The organism is Microcoleus sp. BROC3 (assembly GCF_036702515.1).
Classification (GTDB): Bacteria; Cyanobacteriota; Cyanobacteriia; order Cyanobacteriales; family Microcoleaceae; genus Microcoleus.
Map to the genome: position 1 here is coordinate 1 of NZ_JAUBTQ010000045.1, position 21,037 is coordinate 21,037.

Consider the following 21,037-nt stretch of genomic DNA (forward strand, 5'->3'; position numbering starts at 1 on the left):
CGTCCCGCCCGTCCAGAAAGGGCGGGCGGGACGCCCACCCCACTTTCAAGAGTGTAAATTATTTAATTCGCGATCCTAACCGATTGAGGAAGAGGAAATAAGGAAAATTAATTACCCATTAGTCATTACCAATTACCAATGACTAATGACTAATGACTAATGACTAATGACTAATGACTAACGACTAATAACTATTCTTTTACTCGCACATCGATGACGCTAGCGTTGAAAATGTACTTTTTGCCTTCAAGCTCTAGGGTAGTGCCAATTTTAACTTTCGTATTCCCTAAAACCGGGCCATTTTCAGTAAGTTGACCTTTTCCCTCTAAGGTAAACATCATATTTTTGCTGAAGGATTCTTCTTCTCTGGGATCGGGGAGAGCTTTCACAGTGCCGTTGGGTTGAGGAACTGCTAGGGTTCTGGTGAGAGTTTTGACAGATTTGATGGTAATCTGACCGGAGGGTTGATTGCGGATCACCACATTGATTTGATCGCCTGGTTTGAACAAATCTTGAACGTTTGTCCCTTTGAGACCGATCGCAATTGCATCAATCTCTACAGGTTTGACACTGGTGCCGACTTGGGCGACGGAACCGCCAGAAGTGCCGGGAAAGAAGAAGATTCCGACTGCAACTAGCAGTACGATCATCGCCGCACCTACGTCTAGGATGCTGAGTTTGCCGAACAGCCGGCCTTGAGAATCCAAAATTTTCATAAATCGCTTAATTAACTGATAGCGACAGGAGTATGTTTACAAGCTCAGGACTTACGCAGACACCGATGAAAAACAGATGCTGCCAAAGATCCGCTACGGCTGGCAATGACATACGTTATTGATGCGTAATTGATGCGTAAGTCCTGAAGCTAAAAGATATTACCACAACGATCGCCCAAAATCCGCATCACTTGGGCACTTACAGCAGAAGGCAGAAGGCAGTTGAGGGCGGTTGGTTGACCGCAGGGCCACCGCCGGGAACTCGGGGCGGGGTCAATCGATTTGAGATTTGAGATTTGAGATTTTAGATTGACCCCACGGATAAATGCGGGGGCTTGAGGATTTTCGATTTTCGATTTGGGATTGATTCCACGGATAAATCACGTGGCGGGTACCACCTTTGAAATTCTCGGTCAAAAATTGGCAAAAAGCTAGAATAGCAACTAAGCAGCCTCAAATTGCGTCTGCCGATTTAGTGACTTTTCCCGCTTTTCCTAAAAGTTTATCTAACTTCTCGCACGTATCACTCATGTTAAAAAGTTTTTGGTTGACTTGTCGGCGTACCTGCGGCCGGGGGATTTATCTGTTTCTGTCGCTGATTGTGGCTGCGGGTATCTGGGTGGTTTCCCCGGAACAGACTCAAGCATTTTCTTTACCTGAACTGATTTTTCGGGGCATTCAAGTTATTCAATTATCGAATATGTCCGATCGCCAAGAGGTGACTATTGGCCAACAAATTAATCAGCAGTTGGCGAACAGGGAGTTTAAGATTGACCGCGATCGGGACACTACATTATATATCAACCGCATCGGTCAGCGGCTCGCTCAAGAAAGCACTCGCCCCGATATTCCTTATACTTTTCAAGTGATTGACGACGACAATATTAATGCTTTTGCGACAATGGGCGGTTTTGTTTATGTGAATAAAGGTTTGATGGCGGCGGCGGACAATGAGGCAGAATTGGCAAGTGTGATCGCCCACGAAATCGCTCACATTAATGCTCGCCACGCGATTAAACAAATGCGTCAAATGGCGATCGCCTCAGGTGTAGCTTCGGCGACTGGACTCGATCGATCTCAGGCGGTTCAGATTGGGGTGGAACTGGCTTTGCGCCGTCCCCACAGCCGCCAAGCGGAATATGAGGCCGATCAGTTGGGATTGCAAACTATGGGGCGAGCGGGCTACGCTCAATCTGGGATGGTTGATTTTATGAAAAAGTTGCTCAACAAGCCTTCTCCTCCCAGCATTTTGAGCACTCACCCGGCTACTGCCGATCGCATTGCTGCTATTTCGCAGGCTATAGATCCAGATCTCGCTAGCGGTGAAGGTTTGAATAATGAGGATTACAGGCTAGAAATCCGCAGGCTTTTGGGGTCTTAAAACTGTTTTAACCTGATGTTTCGATTCATGCGTTGGTGGGGTTTGTGCGCAAAGGACAGTGCCCTCTCCCTACCCCAATTAATTGTAGGGACACGGGACACTCGCCGTGTCGAAAGCTGTGGGTAATATTAATTCCGATGCTAAGCTGTCACGCATTTAAATTGTCTATTCAGGGCGGGCGGGACGCCCACCCCACAAGACTTTGATTTTTTTTGACAGACAATTTAAAGGCAGAACAGCTTACCGGATTTGATATTACTTTTTTCCACTGGTGACCCCAAACCAAAACCATATCATTCCGGCGCATTCGGAAGTGATATAAATTAAAATCGTCCAGCTAAATTGGCAACCATTAATGCTAGTTTAACGGGCTGCACAGGTTTAGCAATATGCGTTTGAAAACCCGCTTCGATCGCCCTTTGCCGTTCTTTATCGCTCGCATACGCAGTCAGCGCGGCGGCCGGGATTTCTCCTCCGGCTTCCGCAGCAAGAGCTCGCACTTCTCGAATTAAGAAATACCCATCTTCCTCTGGCATTCCGATATCAGAGATTAGCACGTCATATTTGCCGGGATTTTCAGTCAAAGCAGCGAGCGCACTTCTGGCAGATTCCACCGTCAAAACCTCAGCCCCGTAGCTTTCGAGCACAAATGCTAAGAGCTCCCGGGTATCGATCCGATCGTCCACAACTAAGATGTGCAAGCCTTCGAGAGATGGGACGATATCCTGTGAGGGGTTTAAAGGCCCTGCCAAAACAGTTGACTTTAAATTCATCGCCGATGTCAACTCTTGAGGTAACGAGCGCAACGGCAATTTCAGAGTCATTGTACTTCCTTGTCCCTCACCCGGACTGCCCGCTTCCACCGTTCCTCCGTGCAATTCTACCAGATGGCGCACGATCGACAAACCCAATCCCAGCCCTTGATTAGCCTTGACGCTGCTGGAATCGCCTTGATGGAAACGATCGAAAATATACGGCAAGAAGTCTGCCCTAATGCCTTTTCCCGTATCGCTAACTCGAAGTTGAGCGTGATTTTCGATCGCCGAGAGCGTGATTTCCACTCGTCCCCCCGTTGGAGTAAACTTAATCGCATTAGACAGAATATTCCACACAACTTGCTGCAATCTATCAGCATCGCCTAAAACAGTAGCACAACTCAACTGCGAAACAACTTGAATGTTTTTGGCATCTGCTGATAATTGAACCCCATCGAGCGCAGCTTGCACCACCCAAACCAGATCGATCGAATTCGTATTAAGAGCGAGCTTGCCGCTCGTGATCCTGGCAAGATCTAGGATATCTTCGATTAACTGAGATTGCATTCTCGCGCTCCGCTCGATCACTTCTAGAGCGCGATTAGCCGCTGCTTCCTTAAGCTTGCCGGAGCGCAGGATTTGTGTCCATCCCAGGATCGGAGTCAGGGGATTGCGAAGTTCGTGGGAGAGATTCGCGAGAAATTCATCTTTAGCACGGTTGGCGGTTTCTGCTTGTTGGCGGGCCAACTGTTCCTGGTACAATAACTGCGATCGCTCTGTATCAAACTGCTTGCGCTCTGTGATATCCTCGATCGACAACAGAATCATTAAAGCTCGATCTTCTCGTTCAAGTTTACAAGCATTCAGCAGCATGGTTTTCTCCCCTATCTTATCAAACAGGTGAGTCCACTCAAAGTTTTCAAGCTGAACATCACTAACCAGAATATCTTCCAATATCCATTGCAATTGGGGGATATTCCACTGCCTGTTCCCTAGCTCAAACAGCGAAGTTTTTGCTATTTCTGAGGATGAAACCTGAAACGTTTCATAGAACGATCGATTTGCTTTATTCACTCGGAAATCAGCATCTAGCACGACTAAAGGCGTTTGCACAGTTTCCACGATCGCCTCAGCATAATTTCGGGCTGCCTCTAAGGTTTTGGTACTGCGTTTGAGCGCGTCAATATCAATCAAAACCATGACCACACCGTCAATCTGGTTTTCCGTTGTGCGATAAGGACGAATGCGGAGGTTGTACCAATATCCCGATAAAGTTTGAACTTCTTGTTCTTTCGTTTGGAGAGTATCAATCACCTCCAACATCATCTGTTCCAAGTCGGGAACGTTCAGAGTCGATCGGATGTCGCTAAAGGGTCGTCCCACATCTGTGGGAATCAGACTAAAAATTTGCTGTGCCGTTGGCGTAAAGCGTCGAATCTGTAAATCGTTGGTCAGCATTAAGATAGGGATATTGATACTGGAAAGCAAATTTGTCAGATCGTTATTGACCAGGCTTTGTTCAATATTTCGACTGCGAAGTTCATCGTTAGTGGTGGTGAGTTCCTCGTTAGTCGCTTGAATTTCTTCTTTTGCCGTTTCTAGTTCCTCGTTGGTGCTTTGCAACTCCTCGTTGCTCGATAGGATTTCTTCGTTGGCAATTTTGATATCTTGGTTGAGATTTTCGTGATCTTGGATCACCGCTTGCAGTTGCACTTGAACCGCAGTTTTGTCTTGGTAAGCGGTTGCAAGTGCCTGCCTCAGCAGCTCAATTTCTCGCACTAAATCAGCTTGCTCGAAGCTTTCAGAAGGGAGGATGGTGAAGTTAAGCACCGGGGGTGAAGCCTCTTCAAATACCACCAAAAAGTAGCGTCCTTCGACCGCCTGCGGCTGGAACGGAATCACCTCAAAATTGACGATACTCGATCGTCCGCTCGATTCAACAACCGATACCCCTTCTTTCCTAACGGTCACGTTCTGCGTTTGTGCCTGATAAATCGCGGTGCGAAGCTCAACCAGCAAGCCTTCCCTTGCCATTGTCAGCAAGTTTAAGTCGGGCGTTCCGAAGGCCAGTCTCAAGTAAGGATTGATGTCTCCCCGCACTTGCAGGATATTCATGAGCTCGTTGACAACCACACCTGCTAGGGCATAGCGATTCAAAATCAGTTGGTCTGTTTCTCGCTGTAAATCAAAGCTATTTGTCAAATTTTCCTTCACTCCCTGCCGTTCGCGTGCTTTAGCTACCGGATAGGAACTCGGCGTAAACGAAAAAGTGGGACGAGTTGCAGTCAACTTTTTGGCATAAATTTTAGATTTTTTATCCACTGAAGTAAACAAGTATGAGAATTTGCCCGTACTCTCAGAAGTGCCTAACAAGAGAAAGCCATTTGGGTTAAGACTGTAATGAAAAATGGGCATCACTTTTTTTTGCAATGACTCTCCCAAGTAGATCAGCACATTGCGACAGCTAACTAAATCGAGATTGGAAAAAGGCGGGTCGCTACCTAAGTCTTGTCGGGCAAATACACACAGTTCGCGGACTGCCTTGCTGATTCTATAGCTACCTTCGTCTTGGGCAATAAAGAAGCGAGTACGTCGATCGGGTGAAACATCTACCATCTGGTTTTCTGAGTAGACGCCAGACCTCGCTTTGCAGATCGCCTGTTCGCCAATGTCCGTGGCAAAAATCTGGATCGGCGGCTGGATGGCCCGATCGCCCAAAAACTCCAACAAGCAAATGGCGATCGAATAAACTTCTTCACCTGTCGAACATCCGGCCACCCAAACCCGAATCGGAGTTTCGGCCGATTTATTTTTGGTAATCGTGGGGAAAACCAGGTCTTTTAACTTGTCAAAGGTTTCGGGGTCACGGAAGAAACTGGTAACGTGGATCAAGATTTCTTCATACAGGGCTGTGACTTCAGCCGAATTGTGTCGAAGATGTTGGGCGTAATCATCCAAGCTTTCCAGCTTGTACAGCACCATCCGTCGCTGGATGCGTCGAGCGATCGTCGTGGGTTTGTAGTGGCTGAAATCTACGCCTGTGGCCGATTTTAGCAGGGCAAAAATACTTGCCAGGGCATCTCCCTCTTCGGGCGATTCCTCAACTTTTCTCAGGTGAAGCGAGCCCGTGAGAAGGGGATTGCGACTATAGTTTGCCAATTCCTCGGCAATTTTTTCCGGTGGCAGAACGAAATCGACATTGCCTGTGGCAACAGCGGTAATCGGCATACTATCGAATTTTGCCGTGTCTTGACATTGAGCAAACGTCATGCCTCCGGCTGCTTTGATGGCGTTGAGTCCGAGTGAACCGTCTCCGTCTCCCCCGGATAAAACTACGGCGATTGCTTTGTGTCCGCGATCGATCGCCAATGAGGTAAAAAACGCATCTCCCGGCATATATTTGCCATAAATCTTCTCGCGGGGTGATAGTTGCAGCACGCCTTTAGATAGCACCATCTTGGTATTGGGCGGAATAATGTAGACTTGATTCGGCTCTACAGCTATGCCGTCTTTTACCTCATTAACAGGCATTTGCGTCGTTCTCGCGAGAATCTCGCTCAGCAGACTTTTGTGATCGGGGGCTAAATGCTGAATCAGCACAAACGCCATACCCGTATCTATCGGTAAATGGCTCAGTAACTGCGTGAATGCTTCCAACCCTCCTGCTGAGGCCGCAATCCCAACAATGGGAAAGGGGGCATCGGTTTTTGCTGATTGTTCGATGTCGAGGGCGGGTGGTGCGATCGATTCGAGTGTATTTTCTGGAGAGAATTGAGGAGAAGTCATGATGAGAAGTCCTCGACTTCAGTTATTTAGCCGCCCACATATCTGGTAAGCGTGCGGGTCATTAATTCAGACTATTTTTATCAGAGCTTAGGTTGCCATCATAACGGCAGTCGCTTCAGGATCAACTACACTGTTGAGGTCATTATCTGAGCGCGATCGAAGAACTCTATCTGCTGTCGGGACGATCGCAACGAGAGGCTGGCAATAACTAAGTAGTATATCTGCTTACCTACTTAGTTATTGCCAGCGACCTGTGTAGCAGAAAGTGCGATTACTGATTCCGTATTAATTCTAGCAGTATAAGTGACTTGTGCGCCTTGTATTCCCTTTAAATCTTCAACTCGTTTGTGAATTTCGGACACTCCAGCAGCTTTTAATGCTGTCAAAAATGCTTGGTCGCTGTAAACATCTTCGGAAAACGAAACTTCGTCACTTTTAGAAAGATTTTGAATCCGGGCGGCTTTGTTGACTGTGGAACCAAAATAGTCGATCGAATTATTGAGATTTACCAGCAAAGCCGTACCTCGGTGAATGCCAATTCTGACTTGAATCCACTCTGCTTGCGGGCGAGTTGAGTTGTACTTCCTGAAACTAGCCACCGATGCTGTGGCTGTCATAATTGCTTGTTCGTTGCTGATAAAGGAAGCCATGACGGCATCGCCGATGGTTTTAATAACTTTACCGCCAAATTTCTCGATCGACTCAAAGAAAATTTCAAAATGGTCGCGCACAATATTGTAAGCTTTGGTATCTCCCAGCGTTTCGTACATTCTGGTAGAACCGGTAATATCGGTAAACATAATAGTAATCGCCCGAATCTTGACTCGCTCTCTTTCGGATATTACTCGATCGCCGAACAAACGCTTGTAATCCGGGTGATGAAGCAGTTGCATTCCTGACAGCCGCAGGGGCAGTTGTTCTAATGTCAGTTCATCGGGCAATTCATCAGAATGCAAAATCAACCCGGACAAATTATGATCGGTATTAGTTAATTCTATCTTAACTTTTCCCGGACGCACGGCCAGCTCTTGTTTGTCAAAATCTGGACCTGCTAACTGCTTGAGTTTAATTTCTTGTATGTCTTCTGTTTTTTCGCCTTCAACCTTTAAAATCCCTTTAGCTAAAGTGAGGGGACAGCAGTAGCGATATCGACCGTTTTCTAAGGTAACAATCTCCGATTCGGTGCAGTATAAAGGCGTTACCAGTTGCAGTTTGTTCTGGAGTACGGGAGGGGGAGCGCAGACGGGCCGCAGTTGCGGGTCTTCGATTTCTTTATTCAGGGAAAAAGTAACTTCGACGCGATCGAGCAAATCAATTTTAAACTCGCGATCGCACATCGGGCAAAAAGACATTTCTGATGTGTCTGCCAAATCCTTGAATTCGTCTGCTATCATGTTGCAGTGCGGGCAGTGAATATCCCAGTGCAAGTCAAAGGTGCCGGCTTTTACTCCGTGCAGAAATTCCGAAGTAATTTTTTTAACATTCTTGACTGTATCGCCTGCGACGTAGTAAGGGTTAATCCGCAATCTCTGCAAAATGTGGGAACCGATTAACCAGTTTTCGATTTGGTCGATCGTTCCTTTGCTAGAATTAGGACGTTTTTTAAGCTGTTCTAATTTTTCTTTTAATAGTTCGATGTTCACGATCCGCTTGCCTTTGAGCCTCATGGCAAGAAATTTCTAAGTATTATTGTGTGTAATTTGCTCGTCTAGTTTGTTCTTGCCTGAGAATTCTGATGAGTCTGCACCTGTGCCGATGTCCCTGATGTTTGTAAATCTTAACAAATTAGCAGCATAAAGGCTAGGTTTATTTAGGCAGAGCGAGCTGCAACTTGTATTAATTCAAAGAGCGATCGCTGCATCTGTCTACAGGAAGATTTTAAATTATTGGGAATTGGTAATTAGTAATGGATACAGCGCTTTTCCGGTCAGCCATCGTAGGGAATCGATCGATCTGAGGTTTACTACTAAATAAACTAGCAATCTGCTGTAATATCAAATCCGGGCGCATCGGAATTAATATTACCCACCGCCAGGAAACGGCAGTGCCCTTTCCCTACAATTAATTGCGGTAGTCCAAGGGCACTGCGCGGTGTCCTCTATATCAGGTCGTTCGTGCAACCGGAAACGATATAATTGGTAATTGATGATTGGTGATTGGCACTTTAAAGACAAAAAAAGAGGGGATTTCCCCTCTTAGAATCACAGTGACTGCGATGTTATTCTACCGTCGCAGGAGGGATTTCTTCCTCTACATCTAATACTGCTTCGGGTGCTGCTTCGGGTGCTGCTTCGGGTGCTGCTTCGGGTGCTACTTCCGGTGCTACTTCTGGCAGATCCTCTTCCATTGCTGAGGGTACGTCTTCGAGTATTTCGTCGGAGAGTTCATCATCAGCATCGATCGAGTCTACAGGAATGTCTATGCCTGCTTTAGCTTGCTTTTGAGCGAGCATTTTCTCGCGGAACTTAGCTGCCATTTCTTCAGCTTTTTCGTAGACCAATTCGCGATTTTTGACCATCGCGCCCGGTTCCGGTTCCAATTGCTTGGTGGAGAGAGAAATCCGGCCCCTCTCAGCATCCAAGTCAATGATCATCACTTTCACTTCGTCGTTGACATTGAAAACGCTGTGAGGCGTATCGATGTGATCGTGCGAAATTTCCGAGATGTGCAGCAAGCCGCTGACGCCGCCGATGTCGATAAAGGCACCGTAAGGCTTGATACCGCGTACTGTACCGATGACCACTTCCCCAACTTCGAGGCGGTTCATCTTGCGCTCAACTAAGGCGCGACGGTGACTCAACACTAGGCGGTTGCGGTCTTCGTCTACCTCTAAGAATTTTAATGGTAATTCTTCGGCGACTAATTCTTCCTTCGGTTTGCGGGTACTGATGTGAGAACCGGGAATAAAGCCTCGCAACCCTTCTATTCTCACGAGTGCGCCGCCGCGGTTGGTGGCAAATACTTGCGATCGTACTGTGGCATCTTCTGCTTGCAGTTGTCGCACTCTTTCCCACGCCCGCATATACTCGATACGCCGGATGGACAAGGTTAATTGTCCGTCTTCATTTTCATCGGTGAGGATGAAAAATTCTCTGGTTTCGTTTGATTGCAATACCTCTTCAGGGCTTTCCACTCGATTGATGGACATTTCCTGAATGGGAATGTACGCTGCTGTTTTAGCACCGATATCAATCAGAGCGCCCCTGGGTTCTATACTAAAAACTGTACCCGCTACTACATCGCCCGGGCTAAAGTGATAGTCATATTTATCAAGTAGGGCTGCAAAATCTTCGTGAGTAAAGCCGATGTCTTTGACTGTGGTTTTGAGATTGACCATGCGAATAGTTTCCTAGGATTTCTCTCCTTCATGTTTTTCGTTTGTGCCGGCAGATATTAGAGATTTTGGTGAAAAAGCGGTTAACTTTTTTCAAAATCTTTTACTAAAGTCAGTTTTTGCTAACTTTTGCCGGGTGCAACTGCACACCAGCGCTTGCCATTACTGTTACTCCATACTCTGTGTTAAAACGTTGCATCTTAACATTCCGAGTCAAGTAGACTATTTTGACACTCTCAGGTATAAATAAACTGAGATTCTTCATTCAACGAGCCGACTTGCTGGCGACAGGATTACTCCAGTCTAAGTAGAGGTCGGTTTCTCCAGAAGCGTAAATTTCGGTATGCCCTACCGTATTTAATTAGTCACCGATCTTTAGTTAGGTTTTGTTCAAATGCGAGCTTTCCTAAACTGCAACACCGTTAGGTGTGACTACGCACTCAACTAATCCAGTTAAGTTTTTACGTTGTCTAGTTATACTCTATTTTAGACCGATGACGATCATATCACACCCAGCACTCTTACTGAGAAAAAAGAACACTCGCTCGAATGAGAGTCTCTTGAGTCGCTATTCCTCCCGGCCTTCCTCGCGACACGGTTTTCAATCTCCCAGAATATTTCTATAAATTAATTTAAGCGAGCTTAGCTGGGACTGGCGCAGGATGCGGGGCTTTCTCGATCGACTGCATCCGAATCCGGCAAAGCTGCTTCAAAATCTGGCCGAGTTTGTGGATCTTCAGCTTCGTTGAGGGGATTCTGAAGGTGATTTAGGGTATCTACAAAGTCTCGGATGCCTCGAAATTGGCGGTATACCGAGGCAAAACGGACATAAGCCACTTCGCTGAGCGGCCGCAGGTGCAACAGTACCAGTTCCCCAATTTCTGAACTGGCGAGTTCTCGGAGCGATCGACCCTGGAGTTGGGCCTCGATTTCTTCTGCCAGGGTTTCGAGATGCCCGGAAGACAAACCGGTTTTTTCGCAGGCCCGAACCAATCCCCTGACTAATTTTGACCTGTCAAAAGATTCCCGCTTGCCGTCTCGCTTGATCACCGTAATCGGCACAAATTCTATGCGTTCGTAAGTTGTGAAGCGGTGCTGACAGCTCAAACACTCGCGCCGCCGACGGATGCTTTGACCTGATTCGGCTGAACGCGATTCTAGAACGCGGCTATTGGTGTGTTGGCAGGAGGAACAGCGCATGATTGCTGATTTTAACAGGCGTTGCCACCAAATTGCCATTCATCTAACCGCGCGGGGTTAGATGAATGGCTGGACTAGAAAAATTACTTAGCACACAACCGGTGGAATAGTCCCGCACCAAATTCGTTAGCGCAGCCCTCGAAGAGGATCGCTATGATGCGGGCTGACGGCAGTCCGGTTCAGGATATTGTGGACTTGCTGCTGGCGTGTAGCTAATTATTTGCCAATCCGGGGAGGTTCCCGAAAGGCGATCGCAAAAAATAGTACGCCTATGGCTAAAGCCAGAATCAAAATGTAAGCAACACTTTCCATGTTAAATTTTCCCTATCTTCCCTTGCCGTATTATTTTATCTTAATTGCTGGTTTTATTATTAACTAAAAAAACCCGGTTTCTTCAAGAAACCGGGTTTTTGTGTACCGGGGAAGTTCCCCGCTACCCAGAGGCTGGAGAAATCTAGAGAGATTCTTCTCTTCTTGTCGTTAAGTCGCCCACCTTTTGGAACAGGCCCCACTCGACTTGTTCTTCCATGTCGGACTCAACTCCAGCAAACACGTCGCGGAAAATAGTCCGAGAACCGTGCCAGATATGGCCGAAGAAGAACAGCAAAGCAAAGCAAGCGTGTCCGAAAGTGAACCAACCGCGAGTCGAAGTGCGGAAAACCCCGTCAGAATTCAAGGTTTCGCGATCGAATTCAAATACTTCACCTTTTTGGGCGGCGCGAGCAAACTTCTTAACATCTAGAGGATTATTAAAGGTTTGACCGTCAAGTTCGCCGCCGTAGAAGCTGACGGTAACTCCGCTTTGTTCAAAGCTGTATTTTGATTCAGCGCGGCGGAAGGGGATGTCAGCGCGAACGACCCCATCTTTGTCCGTCAAAATCACTGGGAAAGTTTCAAAGAAGTTGGGAAGGCGGCGAACCGACAATACCCGACCTTCGCTGTCAGTAAATACTGGATGGCCCAGCCAGCTTTTAGCAATACCGTCGCCGTTAACCATCGCGCCGGCGCGGAACAAACCGCCTTTAGCTGGAGAGTTGCCCACGTAGTCGTAGAAAGCCAATTTTTCGGGAATTTGCTCGTAAGCTTCTTGGAAGCTAGCGCCGGAGGCCAAGCTAGCTTGAGCTCTGCGATCGATTTCTTGTTGGAAATAGTTTCCGTCCCACTGATAGCGAGTCGGGCCAAAAAGTTCGATCGGAGTTGCAGCAGAACCGTACCACATCGTACCCGCAACCACAAAGGCTGCGAAGAACACGGCAGCGATACTGCTAGAAAGTACAGTTTCGATATTCCCCATCCGCAGGGCTTTGTAAAGACGTTCCGGCGGCCGCACTGTCAAGTGGAACAAACCGGCAATTACGCCGACTACGCCCGCTGCAATGTGGTGAGCCACGATGCCGCCCGGATTGAACGGATCGAAGCCTTCAGGGCCCCAAGCAGGTGCCACTGGCTGGACGTGACCGGTCAGGCCGTAGGGGTCGGACACCCACATTCCCGGGCCGAAAAGTCCCGAAAGGTGAAATGCGCCGAAGCCGAAGCAAAGCAAGCCGGAGAGGAACAGGTGAATGCCAAACATTTTTGGCAAGTCGAGGGCTGGTTCACCGGTGCGGGGGTCTCTGAAAAGTTCTAAGTCCCAAAATACCCAGTGCCAGACTGCTGCTAAGAACAGCAGGCCCGAGAGGATGATGTGAGCGACAGCGACGCCTTCAAAAGACCAGAAGCCCGGATCGACGTTACCTTCGCCGGTGATGCTCCAACCGCCCCAAGAACCCGTTACTCCCAAGCGGGTCATGAAGGGGAGCACGAACATCCCTTGACGCCACATCGGGTTCAGAACAGGGTCTGTGGGGTCAAAAACTGCTAGTTCATAAAGGGCCATTGAGCCGGCCCAACCTGCCACGAGGGCGGTGTGCATTAAGTGTACAGAAATCAATCGGCCTGGGTCATTTAAGACGACTGTGTGTACGCGATACCAGGGTAGTCCCATTGACTGCGGTTCTCCAAGGTGTAAGTGATGATGTCTATTTTGACGGAAAAATCAGATTCTGAATCCCTAGCAGTTACCTGCGGGCTTTAAATTCTGCCTTTTGCCGAATGCCCTCTACCTTTAAAGGTGGAAGCATAAAAATGAAAGTTATTTAAAGAAGTGTATCGAGTGTTAGAACCGATTGCAATATGTTGGGCATTATATTAGTTGCGGGTTGCCCATTTCGCAGCGGGCGGCGATCGTCCCGAGGCGTTCGAGGACTTGCTCGGCATCTATGAGTCTGGTCAGCACGACGTTGCCGATGTTTTTGGCAGGATCGTTCGGATCTGCGGGGGCTGTGGGTTTGACTTCTACCATCAGTACAGCGTCTTCTACGCGGTAGAGCCACATTTTTTCTTTTTGATCCCAGAGGCAGAGGTTGAGCTGTTGGATGTCCGGCTGACGCCTCCAGGCGGCGTGAGTCCACTCGCCGCCTACGCCCCAGACGCGCCCAACTTTCCAGCCGTCGGATAAGAAAAAATATTTCATTTGTTGTGTGCGCTTGTTGAGATTTTTTTGTTTAACATAACGCAAAACTGCAAGATTACCGAATTATTGAACCGCTTCGAGGTGCGTTACGCGAGGCGGCGCGTCAGCGCTGTTGTCGCCAAGGGAGCTCTAGGAAGTAGTAGGCAATCTTCTAGCTGTTGGGGATAAATCTACAGAATTGTTAAATAAGTTTTTGTCGGACTAATCGGCAAAAGATATAAACTTGGATTTTTAAATTAGAGTTCAATTCCTAGCATTTCGAGAAAGAATACTCTTAACGCAAGGCTCGCTTGAGCCAGGAAGTTCTAAACATTCAAAACAGCCTTGCGGCACTAATAAGGTTGTGGTAACTTTGCCCTTTTGGTCTGGCAGTCGATCGCATAATATTAATCTCGGTTAATCTGCCCGAATTTTATCATAATCAACCAACCAACTTCAGATTACACCAGACATCCATCCGCGTTCATCTGCGTTCATCTGCGGTTAAAAATCACCGCTCAATATTTTTGCCAAAAACTCAATCTCAAAACGATCGACATTACTGCTAACATAAAGTACGAGTCCTTGCCGCTCAAACGCAGACCATGACCGCACAAACACCAGTACAATTCCAAGACAGTTTCGACATCATCGTAGTTGGTGGCGGACACTCCGGCTGCGAAGCCGCCCTCGCCACTTCTCGCCTCGGCTGTCGCACCCTTCTCCTCACCCTCAACCTCGACAAAATTGCGTGGCAACCTTGCAATCCCGCTGTCGGCGGCCCCGCTAAAACTCAACTTACTAACGAAGTGGATGCGTTAGGCGGGGAAATTGGCAAAATGGCCGATCGCACCTATTTACAAAAGCGCGTCCTCAACGCTTCGAGAGGCCCCGCAGTTTGGGCGCTGCGAGCACAAACGGACAAGCGGGAATACGCCGCTGTGATGAATAATATTGTTGAAAACCAAGAGAATTTGACCATCCGAGAAGCGATGGTAACAGACTTAGTTTTGGGCAAAAACGAAGAAGTTATTGGAGTCGAAACATACTTCGGCGTCGCCTTTGAATGCAAAGCAGTAATTCTGACCACAGGAACTTTTTTAGGCGGCACAATTTGGGTTGGAAACAAGTCAATGCCCGCCGGACGTGCAGGAGAATTTGCCGCCGTTGGTTTGACGGAAACTCTCAACCGTTTGGGCTTTGAAACTGGCAGGTTGAAGACTGGAACTCCGGCAAGAGTTGACAAACGTACTCTCGATTATACTAACCTGGAACCCCAACCGGGAGATCCAGAGGTTCGCTGGTTTAGCTTCGATCCAGAAGTTTGGGTGGAACGCGAACAAATGCCTTGTTATTTGACTCGGACTACGCCTGAAACTCACCAGTTAATTAGAGACAATTTGCACCTTTCTCCAGTCTACGGCGGCTGGGTTGATGCGAAGGGGCCGCGCTATTGTCCGAGTATTGAAGATAAGATTGTGCGGTTTGCAGATAAAGAAAGTCACCAGATTTTTATTGAACCGGAAGGTAGGGATATTCCTGAACTTTACATTCAAGGATTTTCGACGGGTTTACCGGAAAATTTGCAATTGCAAATGCTGCGAACTCTTCCTGGTTTGGAAAAGTGCGAGATGATGCGCCCTGCTTATGCTGTGGAGTACGATTATTTGCCGGCAACTCAGTGTTTTCCGACGCTGATGACGAAGAAGATTGAAGGGCTGTTTTGCGCGGGACAGGTGAACGGTACGACCGGATATGAGGAGGCGGCTGCACAGGGGATTGTGGCGGGGATTAATGCGGCCCGGTTTGCGAAAAATCAGGAGATGATTGTGTTTCCGCGCGAGCAAAGTTATATCGGGACTTTGATTGATGATTTGTGTACGAAGGATTTGCGGGAACCTTACCGGATGTTGACTTCGCGATCGGAATACCGGCTATTATTGCGATCGGACAATGCTGACCAACGCTTGACTCCGCTGGGACGGGAAATTGGTTTGATTGACGATCGGCGGTGGGAGTTATTCGATCGCAAACAAGCTAATATTGTGGCAGAGAAAGAACGCTTGTACTCGACGCGGGTGAAAGAGCACGAGGAAGTTGGCAAGGCAATTTTTGCAGACACTCAACAAGCGATTAAAGGTTCGATTACTCTCGCTGATTTGTTGCGCCGTCCCGGTTTTCATTATGTGGATTTGGAACGCTACAATTTAGGCAATTCTAGTCTGAAGTTGGCTGAGAAAGATGGTGCCGAAATTGACATCAAATATTCCGGCTATTTGCAAAGACAGCAAAATCAAATTGATGACATTGCCAAACACGAACGCCGACAATTGCCTGCGGATTTGGATTACATGGCAATTACAACTCTCTCGAAAGAGTCGCGGGAAAAGTTGGCTAAGGTGAAACCGCTGACTATTGGTCAAGCGGCGAGAATTGGCGGGGTGAATCCGGCTGATGTTAATGCTTTGTTGATTTTTCTGGAAGTGCGAAACCGTCAGCAGCCGGCTGGTGTGGGAAAATAATCGGATTTGATGGGCGATCGCGCGGAACTCAGAAACCGGGTTTCTTTGTAAAATCTCATGGGGAGGCGTAAATTCTCGTAGAAACCCGGTTTCTCGGACTAAGCGCGCGAAACTCAGAAATCAATCATTTCAGTTGCTGCTAAATACTTTTTAATTGTAATAGCTAAAATAGAAAAAACCGAAGGCAGAGCCTGGGAACGAGATACATGAGATCCTCTTTACTCCAAAGTCAGGATTCCTGCTGCCAAATCTACTACTAATCGTTTAGTTTTCAGCCATTCTATCCCGATGAGAATTTCTGGTATCTCATCTCCTGCTATAGCAATCCTAAATCATTTGTGAATTTCTTACTCCCTCCCCTTGGTAAGGGGAGGGTTGGGGTGGGGTAAAAATTTTACGACTCATTTAGGATTGTTATACCGCAGGAACATTAAATTCTTGACCGTCCATTTGCACGGTGCCAATGTAAACATTAAAATCACCTTCTCCCCGTGCAGTCTTCATGGGATATTCATCATCTACAAGCACCCAATTAAAATCTAAATCTTGGCTGTTCATCGCCAACCAATCTGTAAATCCCGTATCTAGCAGCGCATCAACAAACATGACTTCCCCATCATCGGCTACCAAACCTATTTCAAAAAATAGCTGATTTTTCTCCTCATCAAACCTGCCTTGAATCATAAGATACTGCCGCAAACTCCGGTTTTATTCAAGCGGCGAACAACCATTAGTTTTTGGGGGAGATTTGTCCGAAGCTTCTCAAAAGCAACGAGTTGATCTTTCTCAATAAAATACTCGCCACTATCAGGATCGATCGCAATGTACCAATTGTAATGAGTAGCAATGAGTTCGTCGCGGACTCGTTCAAAAATCTGGCGACAGCGCTGCCACCGCACTTGGCTTTCAGCTTTTTGTTTGGCTTTTTCTTCAGGAGAAATTTGTGGTTTTCTGTATTTTTCTGGAATGCGGCGGGGCTTCCATCCGGGAGGTGCTGCGATCATAGTTTGTCCGACCAATTGGGTTGAGTTTATTTTAGCAAAAATCCCGAATTGTGGGGAGTAATAGAATTAGCTTAATTTTGGGAATACTTTCAGCCAACATTTCTAAAATATCGCTGACCCGAATTTTCATGCCTCGAATGCAAGGGCGACCACCGTACTGACCGCGTGTTTGGGTAATACGAGTTAACAAGTTATTCATTGTGCTTCAAGCCGTTTGATGACAGGTAAGATTCTGTTATTATACAAAAGCTGGTTGCGATCGCGACATGAGAAATCAATAAAAGCGATCGGAGCGGTGGTGATACGCTGCCTAAGTAACCGCAAATTTTAGGTTAGGATTTAGACTTAAAAATCTAGAATTTCTCTGAGCACACTCTTTAGATCGTCATCAGCAGGACGTTTGGCAAACTGCTCATGACTGTAAATCCAAACCAGTCTAATTGTGCAAGTAGTAGCGTTAACCAAGTACATCAGTCTAATTTGCCCCGAAGCCCCTTTTGCAAACCTGATTTCCAATTTATGAAAGGTCCAGTCTTCCGGTAACTGACTTTTTCCGGGTAGAGGTTCATTACGAGAGTTGTTGGGGTATTGGTCGTCTATCAAATCTTCCAAAGTTTTTCCAATCACCGCAACAAAGCTATCTCTGTGAACTTTTGCAAGTTTCTTGAAAGAACGCTTGAAATTATCGGATGCTTCAATCGAGAAGGGAGTTGAGCCAGTCATGCACTTCTCCTTTGCCAATACTATTTAAGGATTCCGAAGCCAACGCATCGTTTACAATTTGAGACATCGCTAGTTCATATGCAGGGCGATCGCGTTCTATGCGATCGAGCTTTTGATAGCCTAATTCCTTCATATCATTAAGCTGAATTGGCTCCGTTGAACTTGCTTGAGGTGGTAGACCTTTACGAGCTTTCTTCCAAGGAAATTCTCCGTGAGTCATATCGCTGAGTCGATAAGCATGGTAGCCACCGAAGTATTCCCAAATTTCTTCTAAAAGTTCTTTCTTCTCAGACGGAAAATCCGACAAGGATTCTTTCGGAGGAATTGGTAATTGTTGAGCCTCAAAATCACAGTAGAATCTATAAGCAGGAGGACAAACAGGCCCATAGCGCCATGCTTGGATTTCTTCTGTAAATAATGGCTCATTGTACAGCGCCAAATGTAAGCTCTGAGCATAATATAAAAGCTTTTGAACCTTCATATTGGTCATTTCAGCTTCTATACCATCCTCATAAGCTCTGATAATGAAGTAGCGAGCAGCATTGAGACAGTCAATCATGGCTCAATCCACATCCTTAAATAAACGTTTTTTCTTTTAACAAATTTGCAAAATGTCAATATATAATAATTATATACGAACCATGTAAATAGTGCAATAATATATTAAAAATGTGTAACAAAACGCAGCCGAAAAAATATCAAATAGACCTTGCAAAAAAATAAAATATCGCGCCCGGAACGATCGCCCCCACTGACAAGAGTAAAGCATTTGGACACAAAACCAGAGGTTTGAAACATAAATTTTCGCCCCCCTGCCTACCCCCTAAATCTCTCGCCCAAACATCACATCATCCATTTCCCGCAGGTATCCGCACAGTAAAAATAGACCCTTTCCCCTCCTCGCTTTCTACCAAAATCTCGCCGCCCATCATGTGACAGTAGTAGCGGCTGAGTGTCAGCCCCAATCCCGCACCGTCGTAAGGTCGCGTTGTTGAACAGTCAGCTTGCACAAAAGCTTCAAACAATTTGTGCTGTTGTTCTTCCGACATTCCTATTCCGGTATCCTTAACAGATAAACAAATCCAATCCGACTCTTGAACATTCAGCAAGGGACAAGCGATCGCCGCAGAAGGAGTTTCATCGGCAGGCATTGAATTGTCAATCGCCGATCGCCCTGCTGCATTCAATTTGCCGCTTCCTTCAATGCGCCTGACAGTCAGTTTCACCCTCCCGTTTTTGGTGAACTTAGCAGCATTACTCAGCAGGTGCATCAAAACCTGCCGCACTTTTTTGAAATCTGCGTGCATGATACCGGCAGTTCGATCGCACTCTATTTCTAAAACATTTCCATTCTTTTCTATGGAAGGTTTCGCAGCACACGTAACATTGTCAACCAGGGATTCGATGTCAAATTCATCGATTTCGAGTTTCATCCCCCCGGCTTCAATTTTTGACAAATCGAGGATATCGTTAATCAAAGATAGCAGGTGCGTACCCGCCTTCTGAATCTTGTGCAAGTCGGGTACAAACTCATCAAATCCCGCATCTTGGGCATCTTCTGAAAGTAGTTGACTGTAGCCGATAATTGCATTTAAAGGCGTCCGCAATTCGTGGCTCATATTTGCTAAAAACTGGCTTTTAGCAGTGTTAGCGGTGACGGCAGCTTCCTTAGCTTGTTTCAATTCTTTTGTATGTTCCGAAACTCGCTCGATTAAGTGATTGAGAGAGACAGCCAGAGAGCCCATTTCGCCTTGTGCCGTGACGGGGGCTCGCAAGTCAAAATTAGACTCGGCGGCTACTTGTTGGGCCACCTGAGTGACGCTGATCACAGGTTTGGCGATCGCCTGACTGGTGCGACAAGCCACAATTCCCGCCACCACTACCGACAGCAGCATACTAATTATAATTATGGCTTTTTCCATTCCTTGGGCGTCTTCCATCACTTCACCCCCTTGCCCCTCTTGCTGCTGGGCAATATCCAGGATTTTGCTCAATTCCTCAAGGCTTTTGTTGAGCTGTTTGACACCTTCTCCGCTTTCTGTAGCCAACAATTTTCGGGCCGACTCTATCTCCAGAGGCGACAGTTGCGATTGCTGGATTTGCTGCAAAGTTGACTTGAGAGTATCGGCGTAGGATTCTAAATCTTCCGTGCAATCTTGCAGTAAACTTTTGAGAACTTCCGGCTTTGCTGCCAGCCAAGCGGGTTGGCTGTAGGCAAACTTTTCTATGCGCAACCGCAGGTTTTTTGCCTTAGTAACACTCGCGACCAACTGCTCTTTTTGCAGTTGTAGTTGGGCTGAATTGTCTACAAAAGAATCTAGCTGTGCTCCTTGCAATTGCGCCGCCAGGGCTGCATCTTTAAAATTGCCCAGCAATTGGGCTTGCAGGTGAGCATCATTGAGTTGGTTTACTCCTTGTCCTTGGTAGTAGTCGGCGATTATCAGTCCACTCAGGGAGCCAATAAAGCCGATTCCTATTGCCAGCAAATACCCGCCACCAATTTTTTGATGGATAGGCAAACTGCCAATTTTAGATGGCCAACTTTGGCTGATTTTTAAGGATGATTTTTGTACAAAATCCTGGCTGGATGTTTTTGGAATTGCGGTTTCTAGAGAAGCCACTTGTCCCGAAATAAAGAGCGGCATCAGTTTACCTACATTGCTATTGTTTGGGTTAACCTTTGGCGTTCCTACAGGTTTTTCCTGCTGATTAAATGGTTCTAAGTCGGAATTTACTTCGCCTTTGCCTTCGCAAACGGCTACCGATAGACTTGCTTCGTCCCCTGTTTTTTTGAGCAAGTTAATTTTTGACATATGCAACCGCTGTATTCTGTTAAAATTTACCACGCTCTTAAATTCTCCAAACGGAAAAGCTTGTCTATTTTCTAGTAGACATCGGCGAAAAAGTATCTAAAACTCTTGTCGAGTCCGAGGAGAAACTTAAATTCAGTTGATGTCTAATAGATAATTAGGCTGTTGATGGCTGTTGCCAAATTACTTTTTCGACTCGTAAAAGTCTGCAGCAGGCAAAATAGATAAAAATTAATCCCGGCAGTGAATTATCCCCGCGTGGAACGTTACAGCCAGAAAATTCTGTCTGATGCGTTTTGCCTGTGAGTTCCCCCA

General features: G+C 46.7%; 15 protein-coding genes and 1 pseudogene. 2 read left to right on the forward strand and 14 right to left on the reverse strand.

Annotated elements, in window-relative coordinates; genetic code table 11:
- Positions 1-191: 191 nt before the first annotated feature.
- Entirely contained in the window at positions 192-716 is a 525-nt protein-coding gene (locus tag QUB30_RS24425; RefSeq protein WP_333338710.1) for a DUF4330 domain-containing protein, read from the reverse strand.
- A gap of 529 nt (positions 717-1,245) precedes the next feature.
- Between QUB30_RS24425 and QUB30_RS24430 the strand changes: the two genes are divergently transcribed.
- Positions 1,246-2,097, forward strand: a complete 852-nt coding sequence (locus QUB30_RS24430) for a M48 family metallopeptidase (protein WP_333235055.1) — start codon at positions 1,246-1,248, stop codon at positions 2,095-2,097.
- A 323-nt stretch (positions 2,098-2,420) separates the two neighbouring features.
- Here QUB30_RS24430 and QUB30_RS24435 read toward each other — a convergent pair whose 3' ends face one another.
- The 7 genes from QUB30_RS24435 to QUB30_RS24465 all read right to left on the reverse strand — a co-directional run bounded on the left by QUB30_RS24435 (position 2,421) and on the right by QUB30_RS24465 (position 13,684).
- A complete protein-coding gene (locus QUB30_RS24435; protein WP_333338713.1) occupies positions 2,421-6,638 on the reverse strand; it encodes a chemotaxis protein CheB in 4,218 nt (1,405 codons plus the stop codon).
- A gap of 233 nt (positions 6,639-6,871) precedes the next feature.
- Positions 6,872-8,305 carry an adenylate/guanylate cyclase domain-containing protein gene (locus tag QUB30_RS24440; protein ID WP_333338716.1) on the reverse strand — a complete coding sequence of 478 codons (1,434 nt, stop codon included), beginning with the start codon at positions 8,303-8,305 and terminating at the stop codon, positions 6,872-6,874.
- 551 nt (positions 8,306-8,856) lie between these two features.
- Positions 8,857-9,975 carry a 30S ribosomal protein S1 gene (locus QUB30_RS24445; protein ID WP_333338719.1) on the reverse strand — a complete coding sequence of 373 codons (1,119 nt, stop codon included), beginning with the start codon at positions 9,973-9,975 and terminating at the stop codon, positions 8,857-8,859.
- 639 nt (positions 9,976-10,614) lie between these two features.
- Positions 10,615-11,172 (reverse strand): transcriptional regulator NrdR, encoded by a 558-nt coding sequence (nrdR, locus tag QUB30_RS24450; RefSeq protein WP_333338826.1) that lies wholly within the window; start codon positions 11,170-11,172, stop codon positions 10,615-10,617.
- 216 nt (positions 11,173-11,388) lie between these two features.
- A complete protein-coding gene (locus QUB30_RS24455) occupies positions 11,389-11,484 on the reverse strand; it encodes a photosystem II reaction center protein T (RefSeq protein ID WP_006635641.1) in 96 nt (31 codons plus the stop codon).
- 142 nt (positions 11,485-11,626) lie between these two features.
- Positions 11,627-13,156 (reverse strand): photosystem II chlorophyll-binding protein CP47, encoded by a 1,530-nt coding sequence (psbB, locus tag QUB30_RS24460; RefSeq protein ID WP_333338722.1) that lies wholly within the window; start codon positions 13,154-13,156, stop codon positions 11,627-11,629.
- A gap of 198 nt (positions 13,157-13,354) precedes the next feature.
- Positions 13,355-13,684: a hypothetical protein gene (locus QUB30_RS24465; RefSeq protein WP_333338725.1), complete on the reverse strand. Its 330-nt coding sequence runs from the start codon at positions 13,682-13,684 to the stop codon at positions 13,355-13,357.
- Positions 13,685-14,268: 584 nt separating this feature from the next.
- On the opposite strand from QUB30_RS24465, the gene mnmG reads away from it, so the two are divergent.
- Positions 14,269-16,185 carry a tRNA uridine-5-carboxymethylaminomethyl(34) synthesis enzyme MnmG gene (gene mnmG / locus QUB30_RS24470; protein WP_333338727.1) on the forward strand — a complete coding sequence of 639 codons (1,917 nt, stop codon included), beginning with the start codon at positions 14,269-14,271 and terminating at the stop codon, positions 16,183-16,185.
- Between the two features lie 414 nt (positions 16,186-16,599).
- Here mnmG and QUB30_RS24475 read toward each other — a convergent pair whose 3' ends face one another.
- The 6 genes and pseudogenes from QUB30_RS24475 to QUB30_RS24500 all read right to left on the reverse strand — a co-directional run bounded on the left by QUB30_RS24475 (position 16,600) and on the right by QUB30_RS24500 (position 20,725).
- On the reverse strand, positions 16,600-16,869 hold the full coding sequence (locus QUB30_RS24475) for an aspartyl protease (protein WP_333338729.1): 270 nt from the start codon (positions 16,867-16,869) through the stop codon (positions 16,600-16,602).
- Positions 16,866-17,189: a hypothetical protein gene (locus QUB30_RS24480; RefSeq protein WP_333338732.1), complete on the reverse strand. Its 324-nt coding sequence runs from the start codon at positions 17,187-17,189 to the stop codon at positions 16,866-16,868. Before QUB30_RS24480 ends, QUB30_RS24475 begins: the two co-directional genes overlap by 4 nt.
- An 82-nt stretch (positions 17,190-17,271) precedes the next feature.
- Positions 17,272-17,388 (reverse strand): annotated as a pseudogene (locus tag QUB30_RS24485) (DUF433 domain-containing protein); the annotation flags it as partial.
- Between the two features lie 146 nt (positions 17,389-17,534).
- Complete coding sequence (locus tag QUB30_RS24490) at positions 17,535-17,912, reverse strand: hypothetical protein (RefSeq protein WP_333338735.1); 378 nt, start codon at positions 17,910-17,912, stop codon at positions 17,535-17,537.
- Positions 17,884-18,471, reverse strand: coding sequence for a type II toxin-antitoxin system antitoxin SocA domain-containing protein (locus QUB30_RS24495; RefSeq protein ID WP_333338738.1), 588 nt, complete (start codon positions 18,469-18,471; stop codon positions 17,884-17,886). Before QUB30_RS24495 ends, QUB30_RS24490 begins: the two co-directional genes overlap by 29 nt.
- Before the next feature lie 289 nt (positions 18,472-18,760).
- The gene (locus QUB30_RS24500; protein ID WP_333338741.1) at positions 18,761-20,725 is read right to left on the reverse strand and encodes a HAMP domain-containing sensor histidine kinase; all 1,965 of its coding nucleotides are present in this window, start codon (positions 20,723-20,725) and stop codon (positions 18,761-18,763) included.
- Between the last annotated feature and the right edge of the window lie 312 nt (positions 20,726-21,037).

What these genes read in the sequence shown, in the direction of transcription:
- QUB30_RS24425 (WP_333338710.1), bottom strand. Translation starts at nt 716, where the DNA reads ATGAAAATTTTGGATTCTCAAGGCCGGCTGTTCGGCAAACTCAGCATC.
- QUB30_RS24430 (WP_333235055.1), top strand. Translation starts at nt 1,246, where the DNA reads ATGTTAAAAAGTTTTTGGTTGACTTGTCGGCGTACCTGCGGCCGGGGG.
- QUB30_RS24435 (WP_333338713.1), bottom strand. Translation starts at nt 6,638, where the DNA reads ATGACTTCTCCTCAATTCTCTCCAGAAAATACACTCGAATCGATCGCA.
- QUB30_RS24440 (WP_333338716.1), bottom strand. Translation starts at nt 8,305, where the DNA reads ATGAGGCTCAAAGGCAAGCGGATCGTGAACATCGAACTATTAAAAGAA.
- QUB30_RS24445 (WP_333338719.1), bottom strand. Translation starts at nt 9,975, where the DNA reads ATGGTCAATCTCAAAACCACAGTCAAAGACATCGGCTTTACTCACGAA.
- nrdR (WP_333338826.1), bottom strand. Translation starts at nt 11,172, where the DNA reads ATGCGCTGTTCCTCCTGCCAACACACCAATAGCCGCGTTCTAGAATCG.
- QUB30_RS24455 (WP_006635641.1), bottom strand. Translation starts at nt 11,484, where the DNA reads ATGGAAAGTGTTGCTTACATTTTGATTCTGGCTTTAGCCATAGGCGTA.
- psbB (WP_333338722.1), bottom strand. Translation starts at nt 13,156, where the DNA reads ATGGGACTACCCTGGTATCGCGTACACACAGTCGTCTTAAATGACCCA.
- QUB30_RS24465 (WP_333338725.1), bottom strand. Translation starts at nt 13,684, where the DNA reads ATGAAATATTTTTTCTTATCCGACGGCTGGAAAGTTGGGCGCGTCTGG.
- mnmG (WP_333338727.1), top strand. Translation starts at nt 14,269, where the DNA reads ATGACCGCACAAACACCAGTACAATTCCAAGACAGTTTCGACATCATC.
- QUB30_RS24475 (WP_333338729.1), bottom strand. Translation starts at nt 16,869, where the DNA reads ATGATTCAAGGCAGGTTTGATGAGGAGAAAAATCAGCTATTTTTTGAA.
- QUB30_RS24480 (WP_333338732.1), bottom strand. Translation starts at nt 17,189, where the DNA reads ATGATCGCAGCACCTCCCGGATGGAAGCCCCGCCGCATTCCAGAAAAA.
- QUB30_RS24490 (WP_333338735.1), bottom strand. Translation starts at nt 17,912, where the DNA reads ATGACTGGCTCAACTCCCTTCTCGATTGAAGCATCCGATAATTTCAAG.
- QUB30_RS24495 (WP_333338738.1), bottom strand. Translation starts at nt 18,471, where the DNA reads ATGATTGACTGTCTCAATGCTGCTCGCTACTTCATTATCAGAGCTTAT.
- QUB30_RS24500 (WP_333338741.1), bottom strand. Translation starts at nt 20,725, where the DNA reads ATGTCAAAAATTAACTTGCTCAAAAAAACAGGGGACGAAGCAAGTCTA.